This is a genomic window from Salipaludibacillus keqinensis (genome assembly GCF_003226325.1).
In the GTDB taxonomy this organism is placed as follows: Bacteria; Bacillota; Bacilli; order Bacillales; family Salisediminibacteriaceae; genus Salipaludibacillus; species Salipaludibacillus keqinensis.
In genome coordinates, this window is the sequence record NZ_PDOD01000001.1 from 660776 (window position 1) to 682963 (window position 22188).

22 protein-coding genes are annotated in these 22188 nt (G+C 40.0%); 13 read left to right on the top strand and 9 right to left on the bottom strand.

The window, feature by feature from the left end; all coding sequences use genetic code 11:
* Window positions 1-7: 7 nt before the first annotated feature.
* The 4 genes from CR194_RS03430 to ablB all read left to right on the top strand — a co-directional run bounded on the left by CR194_RS03430 (window position 8) and on the right by ablB (window position 4924).
* Complete coding sequence (locus CR194_RS03430) at window positions 8-1267, top strand: peptidase (protein ID WP_110608963.1); 1260 nt, start codon at window positions 8-10, stop codon at window positions 1265-1267.
* Window positions 1264-2613, top strand: a complete 1350-nt coding sequence (gene gabT, locus CR194_RS03435; RefSeq protein WP_110608228.1) for a 4-aminobutyrate--2-oxoglutarate transaminase — start codon at window positions 1264-1266, stop codon at window positions 2611-2613. The genes CR194_RS03430 and gabT overlap by 4 nt, the downstream gene beginning before the upstream one ends.
* Before the next feature lie 11 nt (window positions 2614-2624).
* Window positions 2625-4046 (top strand): aldehyde dehydrogenase family protein, encoded by a 1422-nt coding sequence (locus tag CR194_RS03440; RefSeq protein WP_233254212.1) that lies wholly within the window; start codon window positions 2625-2627, stop codon window positions 4044-4046.
* Between the two features lie 74 nt (window positions 4047-4120).
* Window positions 4121-4924 (top strand): putative beta-lysine N-acetyltransferase, encoded by an 804-nt coding sequence (gene ablB, locus CR194_RS03445; RefSeq protein WP_110608230.1) that lies wholly within the window; start codon window positions 4121-4123, stop codon window positions 4922-4924.
* Window positions 4925-5100: 176 nt separating this feature from the next.
* On the opposite strand, the gene CR194_RS03450 is transcribed toward ablB, so the two are convergent.
* The 4 genes from CR194_RS03450 to acsA form a co-directional block, all read right to left on the bottom strand.
* Window positions 5101-5385, bottom strand: a complete 285-nt coding sequence (locus CR194_RS03450; RefSeq protein ID WP_110608231.1) for a YokU family protein — start codon at window positions 5383-5385, stop codon at window positions 5101-5103.
* Window positions 5386-5405: 20 nt separating this feature from the next.
* The gene (gene kamA, locus CR194_RS03455) at window positions 5406-6803 is read right to left on the bottom strand and encodes a lysine 2,3-aminomutase (protein ID WP_110608232.1); all 1398 of its coding nucleotides are present in this window, start codon (window positions 6801-6803) and stop codon (window positions 5406-5408) included.
* 141 nt (window positions 6804-6944) lie between these two features.
* On the bottom strand, window positions 6945-8354 hold the full coding sequence (locus tag CR194_RS03460) for a sigma-54 interaction domain-containing protein (RefSeq protein WP_110608233.1): 1410 nt from the start codon (window positions 8352-8354) through the stop codon (window positions 6945-6947).
* A gap of 235 nt (window positions 8355-8589) precedes the next feature.
* Complete coding sequence (gene acsA, locus CR194_RS03465) at window positions 8590-10305, bottom strand: acetate--CoA ligase (RefSeq protein ID WP_110608234.1); 1716 nt, start codon at window positions 10303-10305, stop codon at window positions 8590-8592.
* 168 nt (window positions 10306-10473) lie between these two features.
* On the opposite strand from acsA, the gene CR194_RS20160 reads away from it, so the two are divergent.
* From CR194_RS20160 to CR194_RS03475, 3 genes are all read left to right on the top strand, one after another.
* The gene (locus CR194_RS20160) at window positions 10474-10629 is read left to right on the top strand and encodes a hypothetical protein (RefSeq protein WP_158282157.1); all 156 of its coding nucleotides are present in this window, start codon (window positions 10474-10476) and stop codon (window positions 10627-10629) included.
* A gap of 65 nt (window positions 10630-10694) precedes the next feature.
* Window positions 10695-12083 carry a class II fumarate hydratase gene (gene fumC, locus CR194_RS03470; protein WP_110608235.1) on the top strand — a complete coding sequence of 463 codons (1389 nt, stop codon included), beginning with the start codon at window positions 10695-10697 and terminating at the stop codon, window positions 12081-12083.
* A 15-nt stretch (window positions 12084-12098) separates the two neighbouring features.
* Complete coding sequence (locus CR194_RS03475; protein ID WP_110608236.1) at window positions 12099-13022, top strand: dipeptidase; 924 nt, start codon at window positions 12099-12101, stop codon at window positions 13020-13022.
* Between the two features lie 53 nt (window positions 13023-13075).
* Here the strand turns inward: CR194_RS03475 and CR194_RS20165 are convergent, their stop codons facing one another.
* From CR194_RS20165 to CR194_RS03485, 3 genes are all read right to left on the bottom strand, one after another.
* Entirely contained in the window at window positions 13076-13240 is a 165-nt protein-coding gene (locus CR194_RS20165; RefSeq protein WP_158282158.1) for a hypothetical protein, read from the bottom strand.
* Window positions 13224-13715, bottom strand: coding sequence for a DUF1722 domain-containing protein (locus tag CR194_RS03480; protein WP_110608237.1), 492 nt, complete (start codon window positions 13713-13715; stop codon window positions 13224-13226). The genes CR194_RS20165 and CR194_RS03480 overlap by 17 nt, the downstream gene beginning before the upstream one ends.
* Window positions 13716-13884: 169 nt before the next feature.
* Window positions 13885-14565 (bottom strand): queuosine precursor transporter, encoded by a 681-nt coding sequence (locus CR194_RS03485; protein WP_110608238.1) that lies wholly within the window; start codon window positions 14563-14565, stop codon window positions 13885-13887.
* Between the two features lie 258 nt (window positions 14566-14823).
* On the opposite strand from CR194_RS03485, the gene msrA reads away from it, so the two are divergent.
* Together msrA and msrB are read left to right on the top strand one after the other, a co-directional pair.
* Window positions 14824-15357 carry a peptide-methionine (S)-S-oxide reductase MsrA gene (gene msrA, locus CR194_RS03490; RefSeq protein WP_110608239.1) on the top strand — a complete coding sequence of 178 codons (534 nt, stop codon included), beginning with the start codon at window positions 14824-14826 and terminating at the stop codon, window positions 15355-15357.
* A 2-nt stretch (window positions 15358-15359) separates the two neighbouring features.
* Window positions 15360-15785 carry a peptide-methionine (R)-S-oxide reductase MsrB gene (gene msrB, locus CR194_RS03495; protein WP_110608964.1) on the top strand — a complete coding sequence of 142 codons (426 nt, stop codon included), beginning with the start codon at window positions 15360-15362 and terminating at the stop codon, window positions 15783-15785.
* An 80-nt stretch (window positions 15786-15865) separates the two neighbouring features.
* Here msrB and CR194_RS03500 read toward each other — a convergent pair whose 3' ends face one another.
* Entirely contained in the window at window positions 15866-17551 is a 1686-nt protein-coding gene (locus CR194_RS03500) for an ABC-ATPase domain-containing protein (protein WP_110608240.1), read from the bottom strand.
* A 165-nt stretch (window positions 17552-17716) separates the two neighbouring features.
* Here CR194_RS03500 and CR194_RS03505 point away from each other — a divergent pair, with 165 nt between their 5' ends.
* Window positions 17717-18388, top strand: a complete 672-nt coding sequence (locus tag CR194_RS03505; RefSeq protein ID WP_158282159.1) for a DUF4397 domain-containing protein — start codon at window positions 17717-17719, stop codon at window positions 18386-18388.
* Between the two features lie 85 nt (window positions 18389-18473).
* Here CR194_RS03505 and CR194_RS03510 read toward each other — a convergent pair whose 3' ends face one another.
* On the bottom strand, window positions 18474-18704 hold the full coding sequence (locus tag CR194_RS03510) for a hypothetical protein (protein WP_110608242.1): 231 nt from the start codon (window positions 18702-18704) through the stop codon (window positions 18474-18476).
* Between the two features lie 349 nt (window positions 18705-19053).
* On the opposite strand from CR194_RS03510, the gene CR194_RS03515 reads away from it, so the two are divergent.
* From CR194_RS03515 to CR194_RS03525, 3 genes are all read left to right on the top strand, one after another.
* Window positions 19054-20235: an alpha/beta hydrolase gene (locus CR194_RS03515; RefSeq protein WP_110608243.1), complete on the top strand. Its 1182-nt coding sequence runs from the start codon at window positions 19054-19056 to the stop codon at window positions 20233-20235.
* 31 nt (window positions 20236-20266) lie between these two features.
* Window positions 20267-20779 (top strand): hypothetical protein, encoded by a 513-nt coding sequence (locus tag CR194_RS03520; protein WP_110608244.1) that lies wholly within the window; start codon window positions 20267-20269, stop codon window positions 20777-20779.
* Window positions 20780-20903: 124 nt separating this feature from the next.
* Entirely contained in the window at window positions 20904-22061 is a 1158-nt protein-coding gene (locus CR194_RS03525) for an aminotransferase A (protein WP_110608245.1), read from the top strand.
* The last annotated feature ends 127 nt before the right edge of the window (window positions 22062-22188 follow it).

A 22188-nucleotide genomic window follows, 5' to 3' on the forward strand; every position in this document is an offset into this window, starting at 1 on the left:
GCACTTTATGAAAATTCAGAAATGGATGGATGAACACGAACAGAAATTGATTGACCAGCTACAAGAGATGGTTCGAGAACCATCCGTTCAACTTAATGAATGGGGGATCCAGCAGAAAATCGCTGAGTGGTTGGAAGATCTCGATTTTTCCGTGGATATGTGGGAGCCATCTGGCACAGAGCTGTTTAGTCATAAAGCATTTATGTCTAAAAGGGAAAATTTCAAAGGGAGTCCCAATGTCGTTGGGGTAAAAAAAGGCGCTGGAAGGGGAAAATCAATTGTATTAAATGGCCACGTAGATGTGGTTCCAGAAGGAGATTTAACAGATTGGCGGGAGGACCCTTATGCTGGAATGATTAAGGAGGGGAAACTTTACGGTCGCGGTTCAACGGATATGAAAGGCGGAAATGCGGCTATGCTATTTGCTCTCCAGGCAATAGACGCACTAGATATCCAATTAAAGGGGGACGTGATTTTTCATAGTGTGATTGAAGAAGAAAGTGGTGGAGCGGGAACATTGGCGGCGATCTTAAAAGGGTACACCGCAGACGCAGCGTTGATTCCAGAACCTTCAAACATGAAAATTTTCCCGAAGCAGCAAGGCTCAATGTGGTTTCGCCTAAACGTAAAAGGTAAATCGGCTCATGGTGGCACAAGTTATGAAGGTGTTAATGCGATTACAAAGACAAAGCAAGTGTTAGAAGTACTTGAGGAGTTGGAAAACACTAGAAATGCTCGTGTGACCGATCCCCTTTTTGCTCAAGCACCGATCCCTTTACCAATCAATGTTGGTGTCATTGAAGGGGGAAGCTGGCCCTCTTCTGTACCTGATCTTGTGAAAATAGAAGGAAGAGTAGGTATTTCACCTGAAGAAACAGTAGAAGAAGTTCAAGCTGAGTTTCATGAGGCGATTCATTCTTTAGAAGAAACAGATCCTTGGTTCAAGAGTCACCCGGTAGAGGTGGAATGGTTTGGTGCTAGGTGGTTACCTGGAGCAATCAACGTCGATCATCCCTTTATGAAGATATTAACTAAACAGTATGAGCGTGTCATGGGAGAACAGCCTCCTGTCGAAGCGGCACCATGGGGAACAGACGGTGGAATATTAACAGCCGTCGGAAAAACACCTTCTGTAGTCTTTGGTCCTGGAGTAACGAAAATGGCTCATCAAGCGAATGAATATATCAAATTAGTTGATGTTCGCCGTTGTGCGGAAGTTATTGCAGCTACATTGGTAAATTGGTGTAACGAGGAGGAGAACGGATGAAAAATAAAAATCTAACGAATGCTTATCAAATTCCTGGCCCAAACAGTGAGAAATTATTAAAAAGAAGAAATGACAATGTACCACGGGGACCATTTAACACTGCGCAAACATTCGCTGAAAAGGCAAAAGGGGCAAAAATTACTGATGTTGATGGACAGGAGTTTATAGATTTTGCAGGAGCCATCGGTTCTTTGAATGCAGGGCACTGTCCTCCAAAAGTGGTCGAAGCATTAAAGGCACAAATCGAAAACTATCTTCATCCTTGTTTTCATGTGATGATGTATGAACCTTATATTGAATTAGCTGAGAAACTGAATCATTACACACCAGGTAATCACCACAAAAAAACATTCTTTCTTAACAGTGGAGCAGAAGCTGTGGAAAATGCAGTGAAGATTGCTCGCAAGTACACAGGAAGAAAAGCGATCCTTTCATTTGAGAGAGGATTTCATGGAAGAACCTATATGGCGATGTCCCTTACGAGTAAAGTGAAACCTTATAAATATCAATTTGGTCCTTTTGTAGCTGATACGTATAAAATGAGTTACCCTTATTATTACAGGAAACCGGATGGGATGACTGATGATGAGATTGATCAAGAATGTATTCAACGATTAAACACATTTTTTCTTTCTGAAGTATCTGCTGAAGAAACTGCTGCAGTCATTATGGAACCTGTCCAAGGAGAGGGCGGATTTATCGTTCCAAGTAAAAATTTCGTGAAACAAGTGAAGGAAATTTGTACTGAGCATGGAATTCTATTTATATCAGACGAAGTGCAAGCAGGCTTTGGTCGAACGGGAAAGTTATTTGCCTCTGAGCATTTTGACTTGATTCCAGATTTGATGACGATGTCCAAATCCATTGCTGCAGGCTTGCCGATCAGTGCTGTCACAGGAAGGGCAGAGATTATGGATGCTCCAGGAGTAGGAGAGATTGGTGGTACTTACGGCGGTAGTCCCCTAGGGTGTGTCGCTGCTAATGAAGTAATGAATATGATGATTGAGGAGGATTTACCAGCTAGGGCCAATCACATAGGAGAGTTAGTAAGAAAAAGGTTTCTATCCTTTCAAGAGAAATATGAAGAAGTGGGTGATGTCCGAGGATTAGGGGCAATGATGGCCATGGAACTAGTAGAAGATAGACAATCGAAAGAGCCTGCTAAAGAGTTGACTCAAAAAGTGATCCGAGAAAGTATTCAGAACGGATTAATCATTATGGGCTCTGGTTTATACGGGAACGTTATCCGAATTCTCTCTCCACTGGTTATTAGTGATGAGGACTTGATCCGAGGTCTCGACATCTTAGAGTCGGTGATGAAAAATCAATGTACGTTAAGAAGGTGAGGGGAAAGGTAATGAGAAAAAAATTATTTATAGGTGGAGAATGGATCGAAGCAACGAATATTCAAGATTTATATTCGCCATATGACGGAGAGAAAATTGCTGAAATTCCATTTGCAACGATACAAGAAGTGGACAGTGCAATATCCGCAGCGGAAAAGACGAAAAAGCTGATGAAGAAAATGCCTGCTCACGAGCGTGCTGATATATTAGATAACGTGTCTCGGCTAATTGGGGAAAACCGTGAAGAATGTGCTCGGCTGATTGCTACTGAAGCAGCTAAACCAATTCAAACAGCCAGGGGGGAAGTAGCAAGAACGATCATGACGTATAAGTTGGCAAGCGAAGAAGCAAGGAGATTGCCTAACGAGATGGTCAATATGGATGCGGCCCCAGGAGGAGAGAATCGCACAGCTTATGTCCTTCGAGAACCATCAGGAATAGTTGCTGCAATTACGCCATTTAATTTTCCAATGAATCTTGTAGCTCACAAGTTAGGTCCGGCCATTGCTAGTGGAAATCCGGTAGTCCTAAAACCAGCTTCTCAAACACCGCTATCTGCTTATTACATTGCCGATTTATTTGATAAAGCAGGGCTGCCGAAAGGGGCTCTTAATGTCGTGACGGGAGCAGGCAGTGTCGTGGGGGAACGCCTTGTGACAGATGACCGAGTTAGCGTGATTACGTTTACGGGAAGCCCTGAAGTAGGAAAGGACATTCGGAACAAAGCTGGCTTGAAAAAAGTTACATTAGAACTTGGTTCGAACTCGGCGGTCATTATCGATAAAGATGTGCATATAGACGAAATGGTAGACCGCTTAATTCAAGGTGCTTTTACCTATCAGGGGCAAGTATGTATTTCCGTTCAACGAATTTATGTCCATGACTCAAAGAAGCGGGAATTGGTAAAGAAAATGAAAGAAAAAGTAGACCAGCTCATACTCGGTGACCCTATGGACGATGCGACTGACGTTTCTGCGTTAATTGCACCTAAAGAAAGAGACCGGTTGCTGTCATGGATTGAGGAAGCAGTGACTAAGGGTGCTAAAATTGTAACAGGAGGAGAATTAAAAGGCCCGATGATCACGCCAACGATTCTTGAGAATGTAGACTCTACAATGAAAGTCTCCTGTGAAGAAGTGTTTGGCCCGGTTGTGACTGTTTCAACGTTCAGTGATTGGAGCGATGCTATTGATAGAGTAAATGATTCCGATTACGGTCTGCAAGCGGGGGTTTATACTGAAAAGCTTTCCCATGCGTTCACGGCATCTGAAGATTTAGAAGTTGGTGGCGTAATGATCAACGACATTCCTACGTTCCGTGTTGATCATATGCCTTATGGAGGACTGAAAAATAGCGGAACAGGGCGTGAAGGAATCAAATATGCTATTGAAGAAATGACTGAAAGGAAACTCGTATCATTTAAATTAAGTTGATTCTTTTGAAAAGGGAGAGAAGAGTCGTTTTCTTCTCTCCCTTTTCATTGAATATTAAAAGGAGGAGACGCGTGATGGAAATGAAAAATCAGTGGGATGAGGACACCCGAAACGATAGACTGGTTGCTTACTTACCTGTGATCAATAAACAATCTCTTGAGCGTTTAGAGAAATGTATAAACAAAGGAAATGTCGGTAAAATGATCATCTATACAATAAGCGAAGAAGAATCTAAATTAAAGAAACTGGGATTCACTCATGAAGCTGACATGTCTGGATTCTTTCAAGGTCAATCTGCTAAAATCTATTCTTTTTTTCCAAAAGAAACCCGTAAACTGTCAAGGACAGAAAAAAAGAACCGTGAAGTACTGCAAATTGTTGAAAATAATCAATCAGCCCCAAAGGCTCAATGGTCCAATATCACGTTTAAATCTGTTGAACAATCTGAAGTAAAGAAATTAGCCGAGCTTTATAAAAGAGTATTTGAAGTGTATCCTACTGATATTTTTAATCCTGAATACATAAAGAAAGCAATAAATACCGATTATATCTTTGTACTTGCTCTTGAGAACGGATCGATTATCGGGGCCGCTTCCGCAATGAAAACAGGATATGGGAGCGCTGAAATTACAGACTGCGCAGTTGATCCGGACGCTCGCGGAAAAAATATTCTTCATGGAATTATTCTTGAACTGGAGAAGCAACTAATTAATGAAGGTATTTTCCAAGTCTTTTCGATTACTCGTGCCATATCAGTAGGGATGAATATGACAATTAAACGCTTGTCCTATACGTTCGAAGGAACATTGATTAATAACTGTATAATTTCTACCGGTTACGAAGATATGAATATTTGGACGAAAAGCTTGCAAAAATAATTGATCCTATCAATTGCATGGAAAAAACGCTAGATAGAAAATGATATCTAGCGTTTTAGCATATTTAATTAAATCATTATTTTGATGTGGCACTTATGGGTACTTACGGACGGCCCATGACCCCAAGGTTCTAGTCCTTCGTATCTTAGCAACGATAAATCCCAAGTCCCCCAAAATTAACTGTTTTCGTTCAATGCAAAATAATTTTTCTTTAATAAGGTGGGTTGATCCATGAACTCTTTGAATGTGAATGTTGCACCTAAATTTTTAGTATTTATAAGCATCAAGTGAGTCTCTATCTTTTCAATCATATCTTCTTCAATATAAACCATGTCGCAGTCGGGACATTTGATTGAGGGAACGTCTTTCATTTCTACGGCTCTCGTTCCATCAGGAAGCTCCCAATATGCCGGTTCTAAAGAATCGAATGCATTGACCGAATTGCACCATTTGCATTGCATGTCTTAAACTCCTCCTTTAACTATACTTTTTCTGATTCTTCATATTTTTTCTGTTCTTTCGCGTATTTTTTTTCAATCATTTCATCACGCTTAGATCGGCGGTTTTTCAACGTCTCGTGGCTTTCATCCCCTTCATAAGTTGAGCGGCGATTCAAGCGTTGGATGCCTTCAGGCACAAGATTGAATTCCTCGTCATTCAAAAGGGCAGATACACCTACACGTTTTTGTTCTTTCTTTTCGTAATAATTAAAGAAGTAGTTATCGGCCGTACCAGGTGTGTAATCCTTTGGCTCTGGATAAGTGGTAATGACTCCTTCAAAGTTCCTAAGAACAACTTTGTCAGGGCTTTGAGAAATCATATAGTTCGGCTGAAGCGTGATTTTCCCACCGCCTCCAGGAGCATCCACGACAAAAGAGGGGACTGCATATCCTGATGTATGGCCACGAAGCCCTTCAATAATTTCCAACCCTTTAGAAACTGGGGTACGGAAATGGCCGATTCCTTCAGAAAGATCACATTGATAAATGTAATATGGGCGACAGCGAATTTTAACGAGATCGTGACAAAGTTTCTTCATAATGTCTACACTGTCATTAATCCCCGCTAAAATAACCGCTTGATTACCAACGGGTACACCGGAATTCGCTAGCATTTCCACGGCCTTTTTGGATTCTTCGGTGATTTCAAGGGATGTGTTAAAATGCGTGTTGACCCAAACCGGATGATACTTCTTCAAAATATTACATAAATTTTCAGTGATTCTTTGAGGAAAGACGACAGGTGCTCTCGTGCCAATCCGTATAATTTCTACGTGATCGATCTCTCGCAAATTTTTCAACACATACTCTAAAATTTGGTCATTGATGAGCAGACCATCTCCGCCTGAAATTAACACGTCCCGAACTTCTGGTGTATTTCGAATATAATTAATAGCTCCATCCAACTGCTTTTTAGGAACACCCATGCCGATTTGGCCTGAAAAACGCCGTCTAGTACAGTAGCGACAATACATAGAACATTGATTAGTTACTAGGAACAATACCCGATCAGGATAACGATGGGTCAGGCCTGGAACGGGGGAGTCCTCGTCTTCAAAAAGTGGATCTTCTAAATCATATTTCGTTTTTTGAATTTCTGCCGATACTGGAACCGACTGCATTCTAATGGGACACATCGGATCATCAGGATTCATTAGAGATGCATAGTAAGGGGTGATATTCAAAGGAATCGTCTTAGTAGATATTTTCACTCCCTCAACTTCGTCCGGAGTTAAATGAACAACTTTCTTTAAGTCTTCAAGCGTTCGAATCGTATTGGTTAACTGCCAAATCCAGTCATTCCATTGTTCTTCCGTCACGTCTTTCCATAATTCAATCTCTTGCCAATGACGTTTCGGTTTATATAAATCCATTTTCATAGTAAAGGCCTCCTAGGGAAAAATATTCTCACTAATAATAGATGCAAGAAGCATGCCAAAAACTTACACCTGACAAAAACTGTTGTTTCCAGCCTTTTCTAAATAAATAGAAAAAGAGAGTGCCGATTATTCGGCACTCTCTTAGAGGATTTGATATTTTTGCAGCTTGTACTGCAGAGTTTGTCTTGGTATTTTTAGTTTTTTGGCAGTACGTAATATATTTTGATTTTCTTTGTTGAACATATCGATGACCACACTTTTTTCAAAGTCTTCAACGGCTTTTTTCAAGCCTTGCTCAGTTGCGATTGAAGCGTGACGATAATTCGAGAGCGTTTCATGCTCTGCTAAATAAACAGGGAAATGCTCTAAAAGCAAGGTATTAGAATCAGTCATGTTCATGGCTGATTCAATAGCGTGTCGTAATTCACGGATATTTCCTGGCCAGTCATATTCATGTAAAGACTTCATTGCTTTAGGTTCAATCTCTTGAACATTTAAATGAAATCTATGATTAAATAATTGAATAAATGCCTCTGTTAAGAGGGGAAGATCACTGAGACGCTCCCGAAGCGGTGGGATCGATAAGGCAACGACATTCAAACGATAATATAAGTCTTTTCGCAATAACTCTTTCTCAATCAGTTGCTTAGGTGGTTCATTAGTGGCCGTTATGATTCGAACGTCGGTTTGGACGGCTTTGTGAGAACCTATCCGGCGGACCACTCCGTCTTCTAGCACTCTAAGGAGTTTTGCTTGCAAGTCAAAAGGAAGGGTATGAATTTCATCCAAAAACAAAGTACCGCCGTGAGCCAATTCAAACAATCCTTCTTTATTTTCAGCACCGGTGAAGCTACCTTTCGTAGAGCCAAACAACATGCTTTCCAATAACGATGGAGGAATAGCCGCACAGTTCTGTGATATAAATGGCCCGTGTGAACGGGAGGAGTGATGGTGAACTCCTTGAACGAGAAGCTCTTTTCCTGTGCCGGTTTCGCCATAAACCATAATAGGGGAGGTTGTTTTAGAGATTTTTTTCGCCTGCTGAATGACTTTATTCATAGTTGGATCAGCCGTTATAATATCGTTAAACTGATAGATGGTGTTGTATTTACTGATACTTTGCGGTTTTTCTCCTCGTTTGTCCATTTTTGTCTGCAATTCAATTAATTTGTTTGACAAGTCTTTCACTCTAGAGTAGTCTTTGGCAATTTCAACAGCACCGTGGATGTCTCCATTTGCGATGATGGGTATTGTCGTATTGACGGTGTCGATTAATTTTCCTTTGATATTTCGGTAGGTCTGGTGGTGGTTAAAAAGAGGCTGACCCGTTTTGATTACTTTTAACATTGTACTGGTTTCTGAGGATAAGGAAGGAAATACGTTTAATAATGGTTTTCCCAAAACCTCACTTGCTTCCATGCCATCATGGTCGGCCGCGATTTCGTTATAATAAATTGTTCTTCCATCTTTATCAATTACATGGATGCCTTCATCAATACTTCTTAGAATAGCTTTTAACATCTCATTTGTATCTGCATGTGCTGCGAACATTTATTCACCTCTTTTAATGCCAGAAAATGGTCATAGATGCTGAAAATCCGGCAGTTTATTAAATTTTACTAGAATTGCTCTTCGTGCACAAGATACCGTGAAAAATAGAGATAGTTTTTAGAGTATCAGTCAAAAACATGGACTAAATATAAAAGGATAAAAACATAAAAATAGCCCCTGAAGCTTTGAAGGAACAGCCTCAGGGGTTTTTCTTTGTCAGGCATGTTAAAGGAGATCAAGCATCGTCCATGGTAGATAAATCTCCCGCGGGTTCGTTTAATTCCCAAGCTTTTAATACTCGACGCATAATTTTTCCACTTCTAGTTTTAGGGAGTTTATCTTTGAACTCTATTTCCTTCGGCACAGCATGTGCTGATAACTCAGATTTGATAAACTGTTTAATTTCGCTTTTCAATTCATCAGAGAATTCGTATCCTGATTTCAATGCGATAAAGGCTTTGATAATATGCCCACGCATTTCATCGGGCTTACCAATGACACCTGCTTCGGCCACTGCAGGGTGCTCAACGAGTTTACTTTCAATTTCAAAAGGACCAACTCGTTCGCCTGCAGTCATAATGACATCATCATTTCTACCTTGGAACCAAAAGTAACCCTCTTCATCTTTGTATGCTGTGTCACCAGATACATACCAGCCTGGAATGGAAAAGTATTCTTGGAACTTTTCGTCATTCTTCCAAATCTTTCGCATTTGAGCTGGCCAGCCAGCCTCTATCGCTAAGTTGCCCATTTCATAAGGTGGAAGTTCTTTCCCCTCATTGTCAATAATGGAAGCATGGATTCCAGGAAAAGGCTTCCCCATAGACCCTGGTTTAATCGGTTCGCTTAAATAGTTACAAATCAGCATCGCTCCTGTTTCCGTCATCCACCATGTATCGTGAATCCGATGGTTAAAGACGTCCCATCCCCAGCGAACAACTTCAGGGTTTAACGGTTCACCCACACTTAAAATATGTCGTAAAGAACTTAAGTCGTATTTTGCTCGAATGTCTTTAGGTGCTGCCATGAGCATACGAAAGGCTGTAGGGGCACTATACCAGATCGTTACGTTGTTTTTGTCGATGGTTTCATACCAGTCATCTGGAGAAAAACGTCCCCCACGAATGACGTTCGTTGTTCCATTGAGCCAAGGCCCGAAAATACCATAGGATGTCCCTGTGACCCAACCGGGATCTGCGGTGCACCAGTAAACATCATCTTCTTTAAGATCCAGTACCCACTTGGCTGTTTGATAATGTTGAATCATAGCATTGTGGACATGGTATACCCCTTTAGGCTTTCCAGTTGAGCCTGACGTATAATGAAGAATCATCCCATCTTCTAAGTCCATCCATTCGGTCGCTGAATCATCGGATGAACACGCTTTCATTTCGTCAAAATATGAAAAGAATGGACCTTCTTTCGTTACATTCTCACCAACCAGGATAATCTTTTCCAAATGAGGGAGCTCCTCATGAGGGATTCTATTGACTAATTCAGGAGTAGTGACAATCACTTTCGCCTCACTGTCCTCCAGACGGCTCCGGACAGCTTCTTTCATGAACGCTTCAAATAAAGGACCAACGACAGCCCCCATTTTAATTGCGCCAAGTAAAGCAACATATAATTCAGGTGAACGAGGCATGAAAATAAACACACGGTCCCCCTTTTTAACATCGAGCTTTCGGAACATATGTGCAGCTTGGTTTGTATCTTTTTGTAATTGTTTAAACGTGTATGTTTCATTTCTATCAGCATCTGAGTAAAGGAGTGCAGTCTTATCTCCATTCCCGTCGTTCACATGACGGTCAATACATTCATAAGCTGCATTGACATTACCTGTTTTAGACCAGCTAAACACGCTTTTCACGTCATCCCAGTTAAACGACTTTTTAGCATTTTCGTAATCAGTTAATTGATAGGTTCCTTGTTTTGGTTTCATTATTTCCATTCATGCCACCTCCAGAAATTGCATCTTTCTTTATACGAATATCATATACTTAATATTTTGAAATTTCAAACGGTAATCACATTAATAATACAAAAAAATGGGAAAGGATAGCTCTGTCTTGATTTTTCCGTTAAACATAAGTACCTTAAAACGTAAGGAGTGAAATGAATGGATTTATTAACAGTTTTAATTCTCATCGTGGTTGGTATTATACTATTAAGAATTGTCGGGGCGATATTCAGAGTCATTATCACCCTAGGGGTCATCTTATTGATCGTCTACATTATCCAGCAAGTCGTCACAGTAAATATGATTCATCTATAGTTATGAGTTATCGTTTTATTTTTAGGACAGTCCATTAAATAAAAACTTACTTAGGAGGAATCAGTATGAGCTATCGAGTGGAGAGAGATACATTAGGTGAAGTAAAGGTCCCATCTGATAAATGGTGGGGAGCGCAAACACAAAGAAGTCTTGAAAACTTTAAAATAGGGAAAGAACAAATGCCTAAAGAAGTAGTAGAGGCATTCACAGTTCTAAAAGAAGCGACGGCTGCAGCCAATCTCCGCCTGGGAAACCTTGATCAAATTAAGAGTGAAACGATCCAACAAGTATGTCAGGAATTAAGAGCGGAAGGTACATATGAACACTTTCCTTTAGTCGTATGGCAAACAGGAAGTGGCACGCAGTCAAACATGAATATGAACGAGGTCGTTGCATTTCGAGGGAACGAACGTCTTGCAAAGGTAGGCAATGACGAAAGAATCCATCCTAATGATGACGTGAATCGTTCCCAAAGCTCCAACGATACGTTTCCTACGGCTATGCATATTGCTGCACTTAAAGAGGTGAAAGAGCGTTTATTGCCAGCTATTCAGCGTCTTAGAAGTACAGTGGAACAGAAGTCAAAATCATTTGAAAATGTGATTAAAATTGGGCGGACACATTTACAAGATGCCACACCTTTAACTCTAGGACAAGAAATAAGCGGCTGGGCTCATATGCTGAAAAAATCAGAAGAGATGATTAATCAGTCTTCTGAACAGCTTCGGCACTTAGCCATTGGTGGAACAGCTGTAGGAACTGGAATTAATGCTCATCCATCTTTCGGTGATCTAACAGCTGAAGAGATTAGCCGTATTACAGGAGAAACTTTCTATTCCTCTGAGAACAAATTTCATGCTTTAACAAGTCATGATGAAATGATCTATGTCCACGGTGCTATCAAAGGTTTAGCGGCTGATTTAATGAAGATTGCCAATGACGTTCGCTGGTTAGCCAGTGGCCCGCGCTCAGGTATTGGAGAAATTTCCATTCCAGCAAATGAACCAGGAAGCTCTATCATGCCAGGGAAAGTGAATCCAACTCAATCGGAAGCGTTGACGATGGCTGTATCTCAAGTATTTGGAAATGATGCTACGATTGGTTTCGCAGCCAGTCAGGGTAACTTTGAACTAAATGTGTTTAAACCCGTAATTGTTTACAATTTTCTTCAGTCAGTTAGATTGTTAAGTGATGCCATGGATTCATTTAATGATAAGTGTGTAGTAGGAATTGAGGTTAATGAAGAAGTGATTGAGAAGCATGTGAAAAACTCATTAATGCTTGTGACCGCCTTAAATCCTCATATTGGTTATGAAAAAGCAGCGACCATTGCGAAAACGGCTTTCCAAAATAATGCTACATTAAAAGAAACGGCTGTGGAGTTAGGTTATTTAACAGAAGAGCAATTTGATGAATATATTAATCTAGAAAAAATGGTTCGACCAACTGAATAGTGGAGGGACACCCGTATGAAAGTTTTTGATTTACATTGTGACGCACTATTAAAGCTTCATGATGATCGTAAACGGAGTTTTACGAATCACCCAGCCTTGGATGTGAATCTGGAAAGATTAAAAGAAGGCAATGTTTCATTGCAAGTGTTTGCTATTTTCGTTGAACCAGAAATTCCCAGCGACGAAAAATTTCAAACCGCTCTAGAGCAAATTGATTTATTTCACAGAGAAGTAGTCGGAAAACATGACAAAGTAAAAAAGATCAGTCAGTGGAATGACATTCATCAACTGAAAGAAGATGAAATTGGCGCAATGCTCTCACTTGAAGGGGCCGATGCTTTTGGCAACGACTTAACAAAGCTACGGACGTTATACCAATTAGGTGTAAAATCTGTCGGTCTGACTTGGAATAATGCGAATTTATGTGCCGACGGATTAGGAGAACCACGCGCAGGAGGACTCACTGAGCTAGGTTTTGAAGTGGTGGCTTTGAACAATGAACACAAAGTTTGGACCGATGTCTCTCACCTCTCTATTCGTTCTTTTTGGGATGTGTTAGAGACAGCTAAATATCCGATAGCCAGTCACTCTAATTCAAAGGCAATCTGTTCTCACAGGCGTAATCTGGATGATGAACAGGCTAAAGCGATTTTTCGGAAAAACGGGCTAATGGGCATGGTTTACAGCCCTCCGTTTGTGAATAACACCGAAGTAGCGACAACGGATGATTTAATTAAGCATATTGACCACCTATGTTCAATTGGCGGTGTTGAGCATATTGCTTTAGGCTCAGATTTTGATGGGGTGAGTACGTTTGTGAAAGATCTAGATCACAGTGGCAAATATCAAATTTTAATTGAAGAGTTACTGAAACGATTCAAAGAGGAAGAGGTTCGCGGATTTGCTTATAAAAATGTTTTAAATTGTTTGCCGAAGTAATAAGGAGCTCGAAAAATCTGCGGGAACGACAGAAAAGGAAGAATAGGTCATGCCTATTCTTCCTTTTCTAATGGAGCGAAGTATCCGCATTTTAGAAGACATTTTTTCGCTAGATAAGAGTTGACTGTGTAGGATCCGTCGGTGCTAGTGTTAATTGTCTCCCAAATGTCATCAATTAAAGTGCCTCCGCAGTTTGGACAGTTATTCTCGTTCTCCATAACATTCCTCCTTTTTAAAATAGAATGAATCCACTGAGAGAGGGGAATCTGGATGATTGATCAGGTTCCATTTGTTTTTTGGCAAAAATAAGCTCGATTGAAGTAAATAGCGATGTGGATAGGTATCCAATAGAGTGGAAAGAAAAGCGAGAGCGTGTTGAACTTCTTTAGGGAAAACGTTATACGTATGATCAGTTAATTGTTGGCATTTGTAAAGGTACTGAAAAAAGTGCTGTTTTTCTTTGTCAGTTGCATCACTTTTGAAATAACCCCAGATATGTTCTAGTGTATTTATGACATCTTGGTGATGGAAATGTTGCATCTTTAAGTCGTGGATTGTTTCATATATATGACGGAAGTGGGCTGGTGTATGAGCAGATTTCAACAAAGATTGAATTTGCTTATAGAAAGAGTATCCTTTCATCATCACTTCGTACTTGTTGATGGCCCATAGCTGTTCTATTTCACGTTTCATTATTAGAATATCCACCTCACAGTCACTTTATATGTTCATTATAAATGGATTTGGAGAATTTTCCAACAATTTTGACTTCTAAAGAGCAAGTGTCTGTGGCGTTATGAGATACCTTATAAAAAAACTCCCCATTTCGGAATGAACCGGTAACGAGGAGTCTGAAAAAAGGTTAATCAGTATTTGGTTTAATCATCCTTGCGATATAAATGAATGGAGTATCAAGCGCTGCTACGATAAATTTAATGACATAGGTGGTCATTAATATTTGCAGCCACACATCGAATTCATACCACCCGTAAAAGGCGATGCTACAAAAAATGACTGTATCTACGAATTGACTGATGGCTGTACTAAAGCTGTTTCTCATCCACAGTTGAGAAGGTTTGTGGAACACTTTTTTGAAGAAAGCGTAGATTTGCACATCAAGCAATTGGCTAATTAAATAGGCTAGCAAGCTTCCGATGACGACTTGTGGTAAAAGTTCAAATATAAAGGACAGGTGTTCGTGAGCCATATCGTCTTGATGAGGCTGAAAAGCAAGGACAAATTGCATAATGATGGTCGTAGCCAGTAATGAACAAAACCCAAACCAAACAGCTTTTCGTGCTTCTTTTTTACCGTGTTTCTCGTTTAGAATATCAGTGGCAAGGAAGACCGTCCCATACATAATGTTTCCAAGTGTAGCAACAAGGCCAAATATTTCTACAAGCTTGATAACTTGTAAGTTGGCCACAACAGTTGAGAAACCAATCCAAACAAACAATCCTGTTTTCCCGAATAATCGGTAAAACAAGAGAAGCATACTAAAATTGACCACCAAAAAGATGATCCAAATGATTTCATTGGGCATAACAATCTCTCCTTAGTTTTGTTAACGCAGGAATTTACGAACTGCATAAATACATACTGACATATCATACACGAAAAGACGGGTACTGAAAAGACTAGTGTTTAAACATTTTTGGCTAAGCATTTGGCAAGGAAACCAACATTTCCCGTGTTATAATAATTGAAACTCCTGTCTAAAAGTAAACATCTTTAAGATGAATGAGTTTAAAAGATGAAAAGGTGTCATGAATTTGATATTTCAGTAAGGAGGTATCGCTAAATGGAACAACAAGGACTGAAAAAGGCAACATTCGCGGGAGGGTGCTTCTGGTGTATGGTGAAGCCATTTAATGAACAGCCAGGTATACACGGCGTGGTTTCAGGTTACACGGGCGGCCATACGGCGAATCCAACATATAGAGAAGTGTGTACAGAAACCACGGGTCATTTAGAAGCTGTGCAAATTACTTACGATCCGGAAGTGTTTCCTTACGAAAGACTGCTGCAACTTTTCTGGCAACAAATAGACCCGACAGATCCGGGAGGTCAGTTTCATGACCGTGGAGAGTCTTATACAACAGCCATTTTTTACCACGATGATAATCAAAAGCAGCTGGCGGAAGACTCTAAAAAAGAACTAGCGGAAAGTGGCAAATTTCAGGCGCCAATCGTTACGAAGCTTCTAGAAGCTTCTACATTTTTTCCTGCGGAAGAGTACCATCAAGACTATCATAAGAAAAATCCTTTTCACTATAAGATGTATAATAAAGGAAGCGGAAGAGCAGATTTTATTAAGAAAAAGTGGGGTGTTTAATGATGAACAAAGACGAATTAAAAAAGAAATTAACACCGATTCAGTTCAAAGTAACTCAAGAAGACGGTACGGAACCACCTTTTAAAAATCCTCTTTGGGATTTTTTCGAAGACGGACTCTATGTAGATGTGGTTTCAGGAGAACCTTTATTTACATCGAACGATAAGTTTGAATCCAGCTGTGGCTGGCCAAGTTTTACAAAACCGGTGAAAGAAGAGGCTGTAGTTGAGAAGAAAGACACAACGCATTTCATGATCAGAACAGAAGTGCGAAGTGCTCAAGGTAATAGTCACTTAGGTCATGTGTTTACAGACGGACCTAAGCCTACAGGACTTCGGTATTGTATTAATTCTGCGTCGTTAAAATTCATTCCCAAAGAGGATCTAGAAAAAGAAGGATACAGCGAATATAAAGAATTGTTTGATTAAAAAATAGGCTCCTATGTGAGGTGGTTCTCTCACTTAGGAGCCTCTTTCCTTATAAGGAAGGTGCTATTTTGAGACTCAAATTAATATCGAATCCGGTTTAAGGCAGCCGCTACTTCAAATTTTCGAGGCAAGGCAAAGTCCCCTGGGTGTTGTCCGCGGAAAGGTGAAAGAAGATCCAGTCCGTCTCTATCTATCTGAGCATAAAGTTTATCAATAGCCTCTTTCATCTCTTGAGGACCATGCTTATCTTTGGCGATATGTTTGATCATAAGGGCAATAGCTTGTGTTTGGCTTGTATCGACTAACTGTTCAACATTTGCTAAAGAAAGATTGCTTTTACCAATACGAATGTTATGCAACCCTTTTGCGTCTACTTTTTCTTTTCGGTCAAACAATCGATAAATATCTTTTCGATGTACTGACCTTGATTGGTCTAAATCAATTGCAAGATTTGCTTCAATGGAACGGGTCGTTTTCATTTCTGAAGCCAATGCTTTTGCTTCTTCTGTCTTATCTAACGGAACGTATTCATCCATCATTATGATGTGGTCGGCTACATCGAAATAATCCCCAGAACCTCCTAAAACAAGAATGGTTGAAACGCCTTTTTTGTCATATAGATCACGAACGCGATCGATAAAAGGGGTGATCGGTTCCTTGTTTTTTTTAACAAGCTTCTGCATACGCCCGTCACGAATCATAAAATTCGTAGCACTTGTATCTTCATCAATTAGCATAAGGTTCGATTGCATTTCAAGTGCTTCAATGATATTTGCCGCTTGAGATGTACTTCCGCTGGCATCTTGGGAAGAAAAATCAGTTGTTTTTTTACCGAAGGGTAAATCATTGATAAAAGGTGAAATATTAACGTGACTGACGCTACGTCCATCTTCCGATCGGATTTTCATAGCTGAATCATCAGTGATGACAAGCTCCCTGCCATCACCTTTTTGATGGTTATAAACTCCCCGTTCAATGGCTTGCAAGAGGGTACTCTTTCCATGATAACCTCCGCCAATAATCAAATGAATCCCCTTTTTAACACCCATTCCTTTAACAATTTTTCCAGAAGGGAGAGTGATGGAAATCTCATATCTCACTGGAGTTTGGAATGGAACTACATTCGTATCTTTTAGAGGCTTGTTACTCACGCCACTTTCTCGAGGAAGGATCGCTCCGTTAGCAACAAATGCTACGAGGTCGTTTTCTTTGATGTAATTCCGTATTTTTTGCTGATCATCAGCTAGAAGCAAAGCTTCCTTTAATTGCGTGCGATCATATTGGGTGACGGTTTTTTTTACGATTTCCGGAAGGACTTGCGTCAGCAATGTATTCGCTTGATGACCTGAAATCCGTCTACCTTGAGCAGGGAGCCCAACTGAAAGACGAAATTCCATGCCTTTATGGTCCGTTTTTACAGCGGTCCGATCCAATACCTCCTGCCCTGGGCTGTCAATAAACACCATTCCGCTTTTTCCTGTGCCTTTGACGGGATTTTTCGTTTTGAAAATATGTTTTTGACACTCTTTTGCAAAGAAATGTTTGAATGCAATAGAACGAACGTTTGACTTGAATTGACTTGGTTCTGTGTCAAGGTTTTTCCAAGGGATAAATACGCGGAGCCTTGATGGGGCTGCAAAAGGGTCCCCTTGAACGTAATCCATAAAGAGTGTAAACGTATCTCCTTCGTACGTACCTTGAATAGATTTCAACGCTCTGTAAGATTTACCATCTAATTGTTTTAATGTTTCTTGTAATTTTTTCATGTTATTCTCCTCATTTCTTGTTCGCAGCCCTTCACTTTTTGACCGAGCTATTTATCCGTTTACCTGAACGTTTATGAATTAAACTTCTTCAAGTGGATTCATACATAATGTCTCATAAAAATGGACAGGATAACCATGTCAAATACAACGATAGGAGTGAAACAATTGAAAAGACAACTAGTATTATTGCTAAGTTTAGCTGCATTTGTGGTTATGGCAATTGCGTTCCCTTTTAGTGTAGGGGCTGCGGAAGGAGCACAAGTCCGTGTATTACATGCATCTCCTGATGCACCGGCAGTGGATGTGTATGTAAATCAAGATAAAATCATGAGTGGGGTAAAATTCAAAGATTTAGGTGAGTACATGACCTTGGATGAAGGAAGTTATGACATTAAAATCTTTGCAGAAGGCAGCAAACCTAAAAAAGATGATCCAGTTATTGAAGAAAATGTTACAGTGATGGGAGGCAAAGCCTACACTCTTGCTGCAACAGGAAAGCTTGCAGACTTAGCTTTAACTGCATTTGAAGACGACCTTACTACGTTGGATAACGAAGCTAAACTAAGAGTGATTCACCTTTCTCCTGATGCACCAAAAGTAGATGTCTTCTCTTTAGATACTCCCGTCTTCACAAGCGTAGGGTTCCAGATGCAAACCGATTATCAAGACTTGCCAGAGGGGAACTATTCGTTGGATATTCGACCTGAAGGGCAAGAGAAAGCCATCTTCAATGTTCCTAATGTGGAATTGAAAAAAGGTGAAAATTATACAGTGTTTGCCGTAGGGTTACTAAAAGGTGATCCGGCTTTTGATCTAATTTTGGCACAAGATAAATAAATTTAAATAGAATGAACCGGTTGATGTGTGATTATCAGCCGGTTCTTTTAGTGAACGGGGATACTTCTAAGTACTGAAGACTTTATTAATTATCTTCTTCATAATGCTCCAATTTCATGAGTAGGAGCTGATACTCGTTGTAATCAAGAAACTGGTCCTCAGACCAATGATCTAAAATCCATTGTTTTAACGCAGCGAAATTGTCAAACACTTCCCCTGACGTATCTTCTTTGCGGATTGTATAAACTCCGTTTTCTTCATCAATAGTGACTTCACAAGGTATGGCGCTATTCTTAGCCGTAAGTTGAATGTCCATCTTTTCTTAAACCTCCTATGTAATCTAAGTTCTTTATAAACGTAATCTTCCAATTATCTTGAAGAGTTATTCCCTTTATTATTCAAGCAGGATACCGATGACAAACTTATATTCGGAATCTTTAAAAGTCTTCTTTTATGTAATGAAAGAAAGATGTTACAATTTTTTCATAGACAGGCATGAAAAATTAGTACCACCGTTTATTAAAATACGAATATAATAAATGTATATCAACGAATACCATGGACGATGAGACGTAGTAACAGACCTAGCACGAAGAAATTTGCGATAGTAGTAAACGATTTTCGTTTGAAATGAAGTTATTCGCTGCCGGGAGGTCAAGGACATCATGAGATGGGCTAAACCGTTTTTTAAACATGTGTTTCTCATAAGCTCTTTAGGAATTGCTGCCTTGTTAATTATCATCTCAGTCTCAGTTTATTTATGGCAATCAACGGATGAAGGTCGATTGCCCGCTAAAACGGCAGTCGTGTTACATGCAATTAATAATAATTTAGTCAATCTTGACATAAATATTCGGCCGCCGCGAATTGTCACAGGGGGAAGTGGAGGCGGACCGAGTCTCCTTAGAGAGGATTTGTTTATTCCAGTTCAAGGGGATGTGCAAATTCCGATGCGAATGTATCGACCTCAAGGGGAAGGTCCTTTTCCTATTATTATGTATTATCACGGCGGAGCCTTTTTAGAAGGATATGGTAGCATTGATACCCATGACAATATTATTCGCTCTTTAGCATCGAGGACAAACAGTATCGTCCTTGCCCCAAGTTATCGGGTGGCACCTGAGTATATATTTCCAGCTGCAATTGAAGATAGTTACTCTGCGTTGGATTGGGCCGTCAAGCATGCAGAATCGTTTCACGGAGATGTGGAACGAATCAGTGTTGTAGGAGATAGCGCAGGAGGCAATATTGCTACAGTTACAGCGATGATGGCTAGAGATCGAAACGGCCCAGAGATTACGTCACAAGTTCTTCTCTATCCACTAACGACATTTCAAGATGTTCCACTAGAGTCCAGAGAAATATACGATAGCGGTTATTACTTGTTATCAAGACAAGTGATGTATCGCGCAAGAGATTTATACACTCCTGATGAATTAATGTGGTCAAATCCTTATTCTTCCCCTTTACAAGCAGAAGATTTGAGCGATTTACCACCAACTCTAATTATTACAGCCGAATTTGACCCACTTAGGGATGAAGGGGAGGCATATGCTGAAAGATTAGCTGAATTCGGTGTTCCTGTCAGAGCTACGCGATATAGAGGAGTGATGCATGGATTTGTCTCTTTCTATGAAGTGATGCAAAGTGGCCGTTATGGTCTTCAGGAAACATCAAGTTTCTTAAGGCAAGCAAATCAAGGAACACTTCAAATTGCTGACCAGTACGAAATACAAGTTCGGCAGCCACCTCAAGGATTAGATCGAGTAAGGGATCAAACAGAAGCATTTGCCATAGCCGCATATTTAATTGGACGGTCTGGGGCTGATCTATTAAATGACAACTAGACGCAGGTGTTAAGTGAGAAGGAGCGAAACCATGAATCGAAAAACTGGATTAATCGTCAACACTTTTGCGAGTCTTTTGCTGCTATATGTGATCATTTACTATGGTTACTACGTCTATATCGGACTCTTATGGGGATTTAGCGAGAGAATGTTCATGCTATTAGTTTCTGATAGTTTGTTTCTTCTTTTTGTTCCAATTGCCATCGGTTTATTTTTGAAAAAAAAGTGGTCATGGTGGTTAACCATGAGCGTATTTCTTCAATTATTTATTGCTAAAGTGATTGCTATTCTCGCAAACATTTTCTTGCTATTATCAGGTTCTGTGGCAGAGCCATTGCAAGGCTCCAATATACTAATCGAAATCTCGTTTCTATTCATGTATTTCATCGTCATCATAGGGTTTTCATCAAAATCATTACGAAGTTTCTTGTCCATTGAACGACCATTTTCGGAATGGTTTTGGAGAGTGTTTCTTTTAGCTATGGTGCTTTATACTAGTCATTTCATTATAACGGTCGTGGCCATTTCCACCCTTAATCCATAAGACATAATAATTACCGATCCAACCAGTTTTTTTATTAGATCTTTATTAAAATAAGTTTAACCTTTGACTTAGTTATCTTCTGATTCACCCACATATTTCATAACACTACGGAGGCTTTTTAATCATGGAAACAAGAATAAATAGTAAAGTGAGAGATATTCAAATATCTGGGATTCGGCAATTTTTTAATCGTGTACAAGCCTATCCAAACGCTGTTCAGTTAACTTTAGGTCAACCGGACTTTGAAACGCCAGCTCATATTAAAGAAGCAGCCAAAAAAGCAATAGACAATAACCATACTCGCTATACGCCTAATGCTGGTCTTATAGAACTTCGTCAATACGCCAGTAAGTTTGTTTCGGAAAAGTACAAGCTTGACTATGATCCTGAAAAAGAAGTCCTAGTGACCGTTGGGGCGTCTCAAGGAATTGACTTGACTATGAGAGCGATCTTAGAACCAGGTGATGAAGTGCTCATTCCAGCACCAGCTTACCCTGCTTACGAACCGATTATTCGATTGTGCGGGGCCACTCCCGTTTTTATTGATACGAGAGATTCAGACTTTGTTGTAACCGTAGAAAAAATTAAACACCTGCAAACGGACAAAACTAAGGCGATTATTTTTCCGTATCCATCTAATCCTACCGGTGTGGTGTTAACTGAAAGCCAATTAACAGAATTAGCGGCTTATTTGAAAGATCAACAAATGTTTGTCTTGGCCGATGAGATTTACTCTGAATTGAATTATGACAGTGTTCATCAATCTATCGCAACGTTCCCTGGGATGAGAGACAAAACCATAGTAATTAATGGTCTTAGTAAATCCCATTCTATGACTGGATGGAGAATTGGCTTTGTCTTTGCACCGGAAGGAATATGCCAACACTTAATTAAAGTTCACCAATACAATGTTAGCTGCGCAAGTTCAGTTTCCCAATATGCAGCACTAGAAGCTTTGAAGTACGGGCAAGAGGATCCAGTTTCCATGAAAATACAGTACGAAGAAAGACGAGATTTCATGGTGAGAAGATTGGAAGAGATAGGTTTGCCGACAGTGAGCCCTTCAGGAGCTTTTTATGCCTTCCCATCAATTGAACAATCAGGACTGTCATCCTTTGATTTTGCTCTGAAATTGCTAGAAGAGGAAGAATTGGCCGTTGTTCCTGGAGATGCCTTTTCTTCCCTAGGAGAAGGGTATGTCCGGTTATCATATGCCTATCATTTAGATGAATTAGAAGAGGCGTTGAACCGATTAGAGAAATTTTGGAAAAGAATAATTTAACAATCATAAAGCTTATCGAGATTGATCGCTAAGCTTTATTTTTTTGGAAATGCAAGCAACCCGTAACCGTGAAAAAACACGATTCATTTTATGATAACCGGGAAACATGATATTATATCGCTTTCAA

What these genes read in the sequence shown, in the direction of transcription:
- CR194_RS03430 (WP_110608963.1), top strand. Translation starts at nt 8, where the DNA reads ATGAAAATTCAGAAATGGATGGATGAACACGAACAGAAATTGATTGAC.
- gabT (WP_110608228.1), top strand. Translation starts at nt 1,264, where the DNA reads ATGAAAAATAAAAATCTAACGAATGCTTATCAAATTCCTGGCCCAAAC.
- CR194_RS03440 (WP_233254212.1), top strand. Translation starts at nt 2,625, where the DNA reads ATGAGAAAAAAATTATTTATAGGTGGAGAATGGATCGAAGCAACGAAT.
- ablB (WP_110608230.1), top strand. Translation starts at nt 4,121, where the DNA reads ATGGAAATGAAAAATCAGTGGGATGAGGACACCCGAAACGATAGACTG.
- CR194_RS03450 (WP_110608231.1), bottom strand. Translation starts at nt 5,385, where the DNA reads ATGCAATGCAAATGGTGCAATTCGGTCAATGCATTCGATTCTTTAGAA.
- kamA (WP_110608232.1), bottom strand. Translation starts at nt 6,803, where the DNA reads ATGAAAATGGATTTATATAAACCGAAACGTCATTGGCAAGAGATTGAA.
- CR194_RS03460 (WP_110608233.1), bottom strand. Translation starts at nt 8,354, where the DNA reads ATGTTCGCAGCACATGCAGATACAAATGAGATGTTAAAAGCTATTCTA.
- acsA (WP_110608234.1), bottom strand. Translation starts at nt 10,305, where the DNA reads ATGGAAATAATGAAACCAAAACAAGGAACCTATCAATTAACTGATTAC.
- CR194_RS20160 (WP_158282157.1), top strand. Translation starts at nt 10,474, where the DNA reads ATGGATTTATTAACAGTTTTAATTCTCATCGTGGTTGGTATTATACTA.
- fumC (WP_110608235.1), top strand. Translation starts at nt 10,695, where the DNA reads ATGAGCTATCGAGTGGAGAGAGATACATTAGGTGAAGTAAAGGTCCCA.
- CR194_RS03475 (WP_110608236.1), top strand. Translation starts at nt 12,099, where the DNA reads ATGAAAGTTTTTGATTTACATTGTGACGCACTATTAAAGCTTCATGAT.
- CR194_RS20165 (WP_158282158.1), bottom strand. Translation starts at nt 13,240, where the DNA reads ATGGAGAACGAGAATAACTGTCCAAACTGCGGAGGCACTTTAATTGAT.
- CR194_RS03480 (WP_110608237.1), bottom strand. Translation starts at nt 13,715, where the DNA reads ATGAAACGTGAAATAGAACAGCTATGGGCCATCAACAAGTACGAAGTG.
- CR194_RS03485 (WP_110608238.1), bottom strand. Translation starts at nt 14,565, where the DNA reads ATGCCCAATGAAATCATTTGGATCATCTTTTTGGTGGTCAATTTTAGT.
- msrA (WP_110608239.1), top strand. Translation starts at nt 14,824, where the DNA reads ATGGAACAACAAGGACTGAAAAAGGCAACATTCGCGGGAGGGTGCTTC.
- msrB (WP_110608964.1), top strand. Translation starts at nt 15,360, where the DNA reads ATGAACAAAGACGAATTAAAAAAGAAATTAACACCGATTCAGTTCAAA.
- CR194_RS03500 (WP_110608240.1), bottom strand. Translation starts at nt 17,551, where the DNA reads ATGAAAAAATTACAAGAAACATTAAAACAATTAGATGGTAAATCTTAC.
- CR194_RS03510 (WP_110608242.1), bottom strand. Translation starts at nt 18,704, where the DNA reads ATGGACATTCAACTTACGGCTAAGAATAGCGCCATACCTTGTGAAGTC.
- CR194_RS03515 (WP_110608243.1), top strand. Translation starts at nt 19,054, where the DNA reads ATGAGATGGGCTAAACCGTTTTTTAAACATGTGTTTCTCATAAGCTCT.
- CR194_RS03520 (WP_110608244.1), top strand. Translation starts at nt 20,267, where the DNA reads ATGAATCGAAAAACTGGATTAATCGTCAACACTTTTGCGAGTCTTTTG.
- CR194_RS03525 (WP_110608245.1), top strand. Translation starts at nt 20,904, where the DNA reads ATGGAAACAAGAATAAATAGTAAAGTGAGAGATATTCAAATATCTGGG.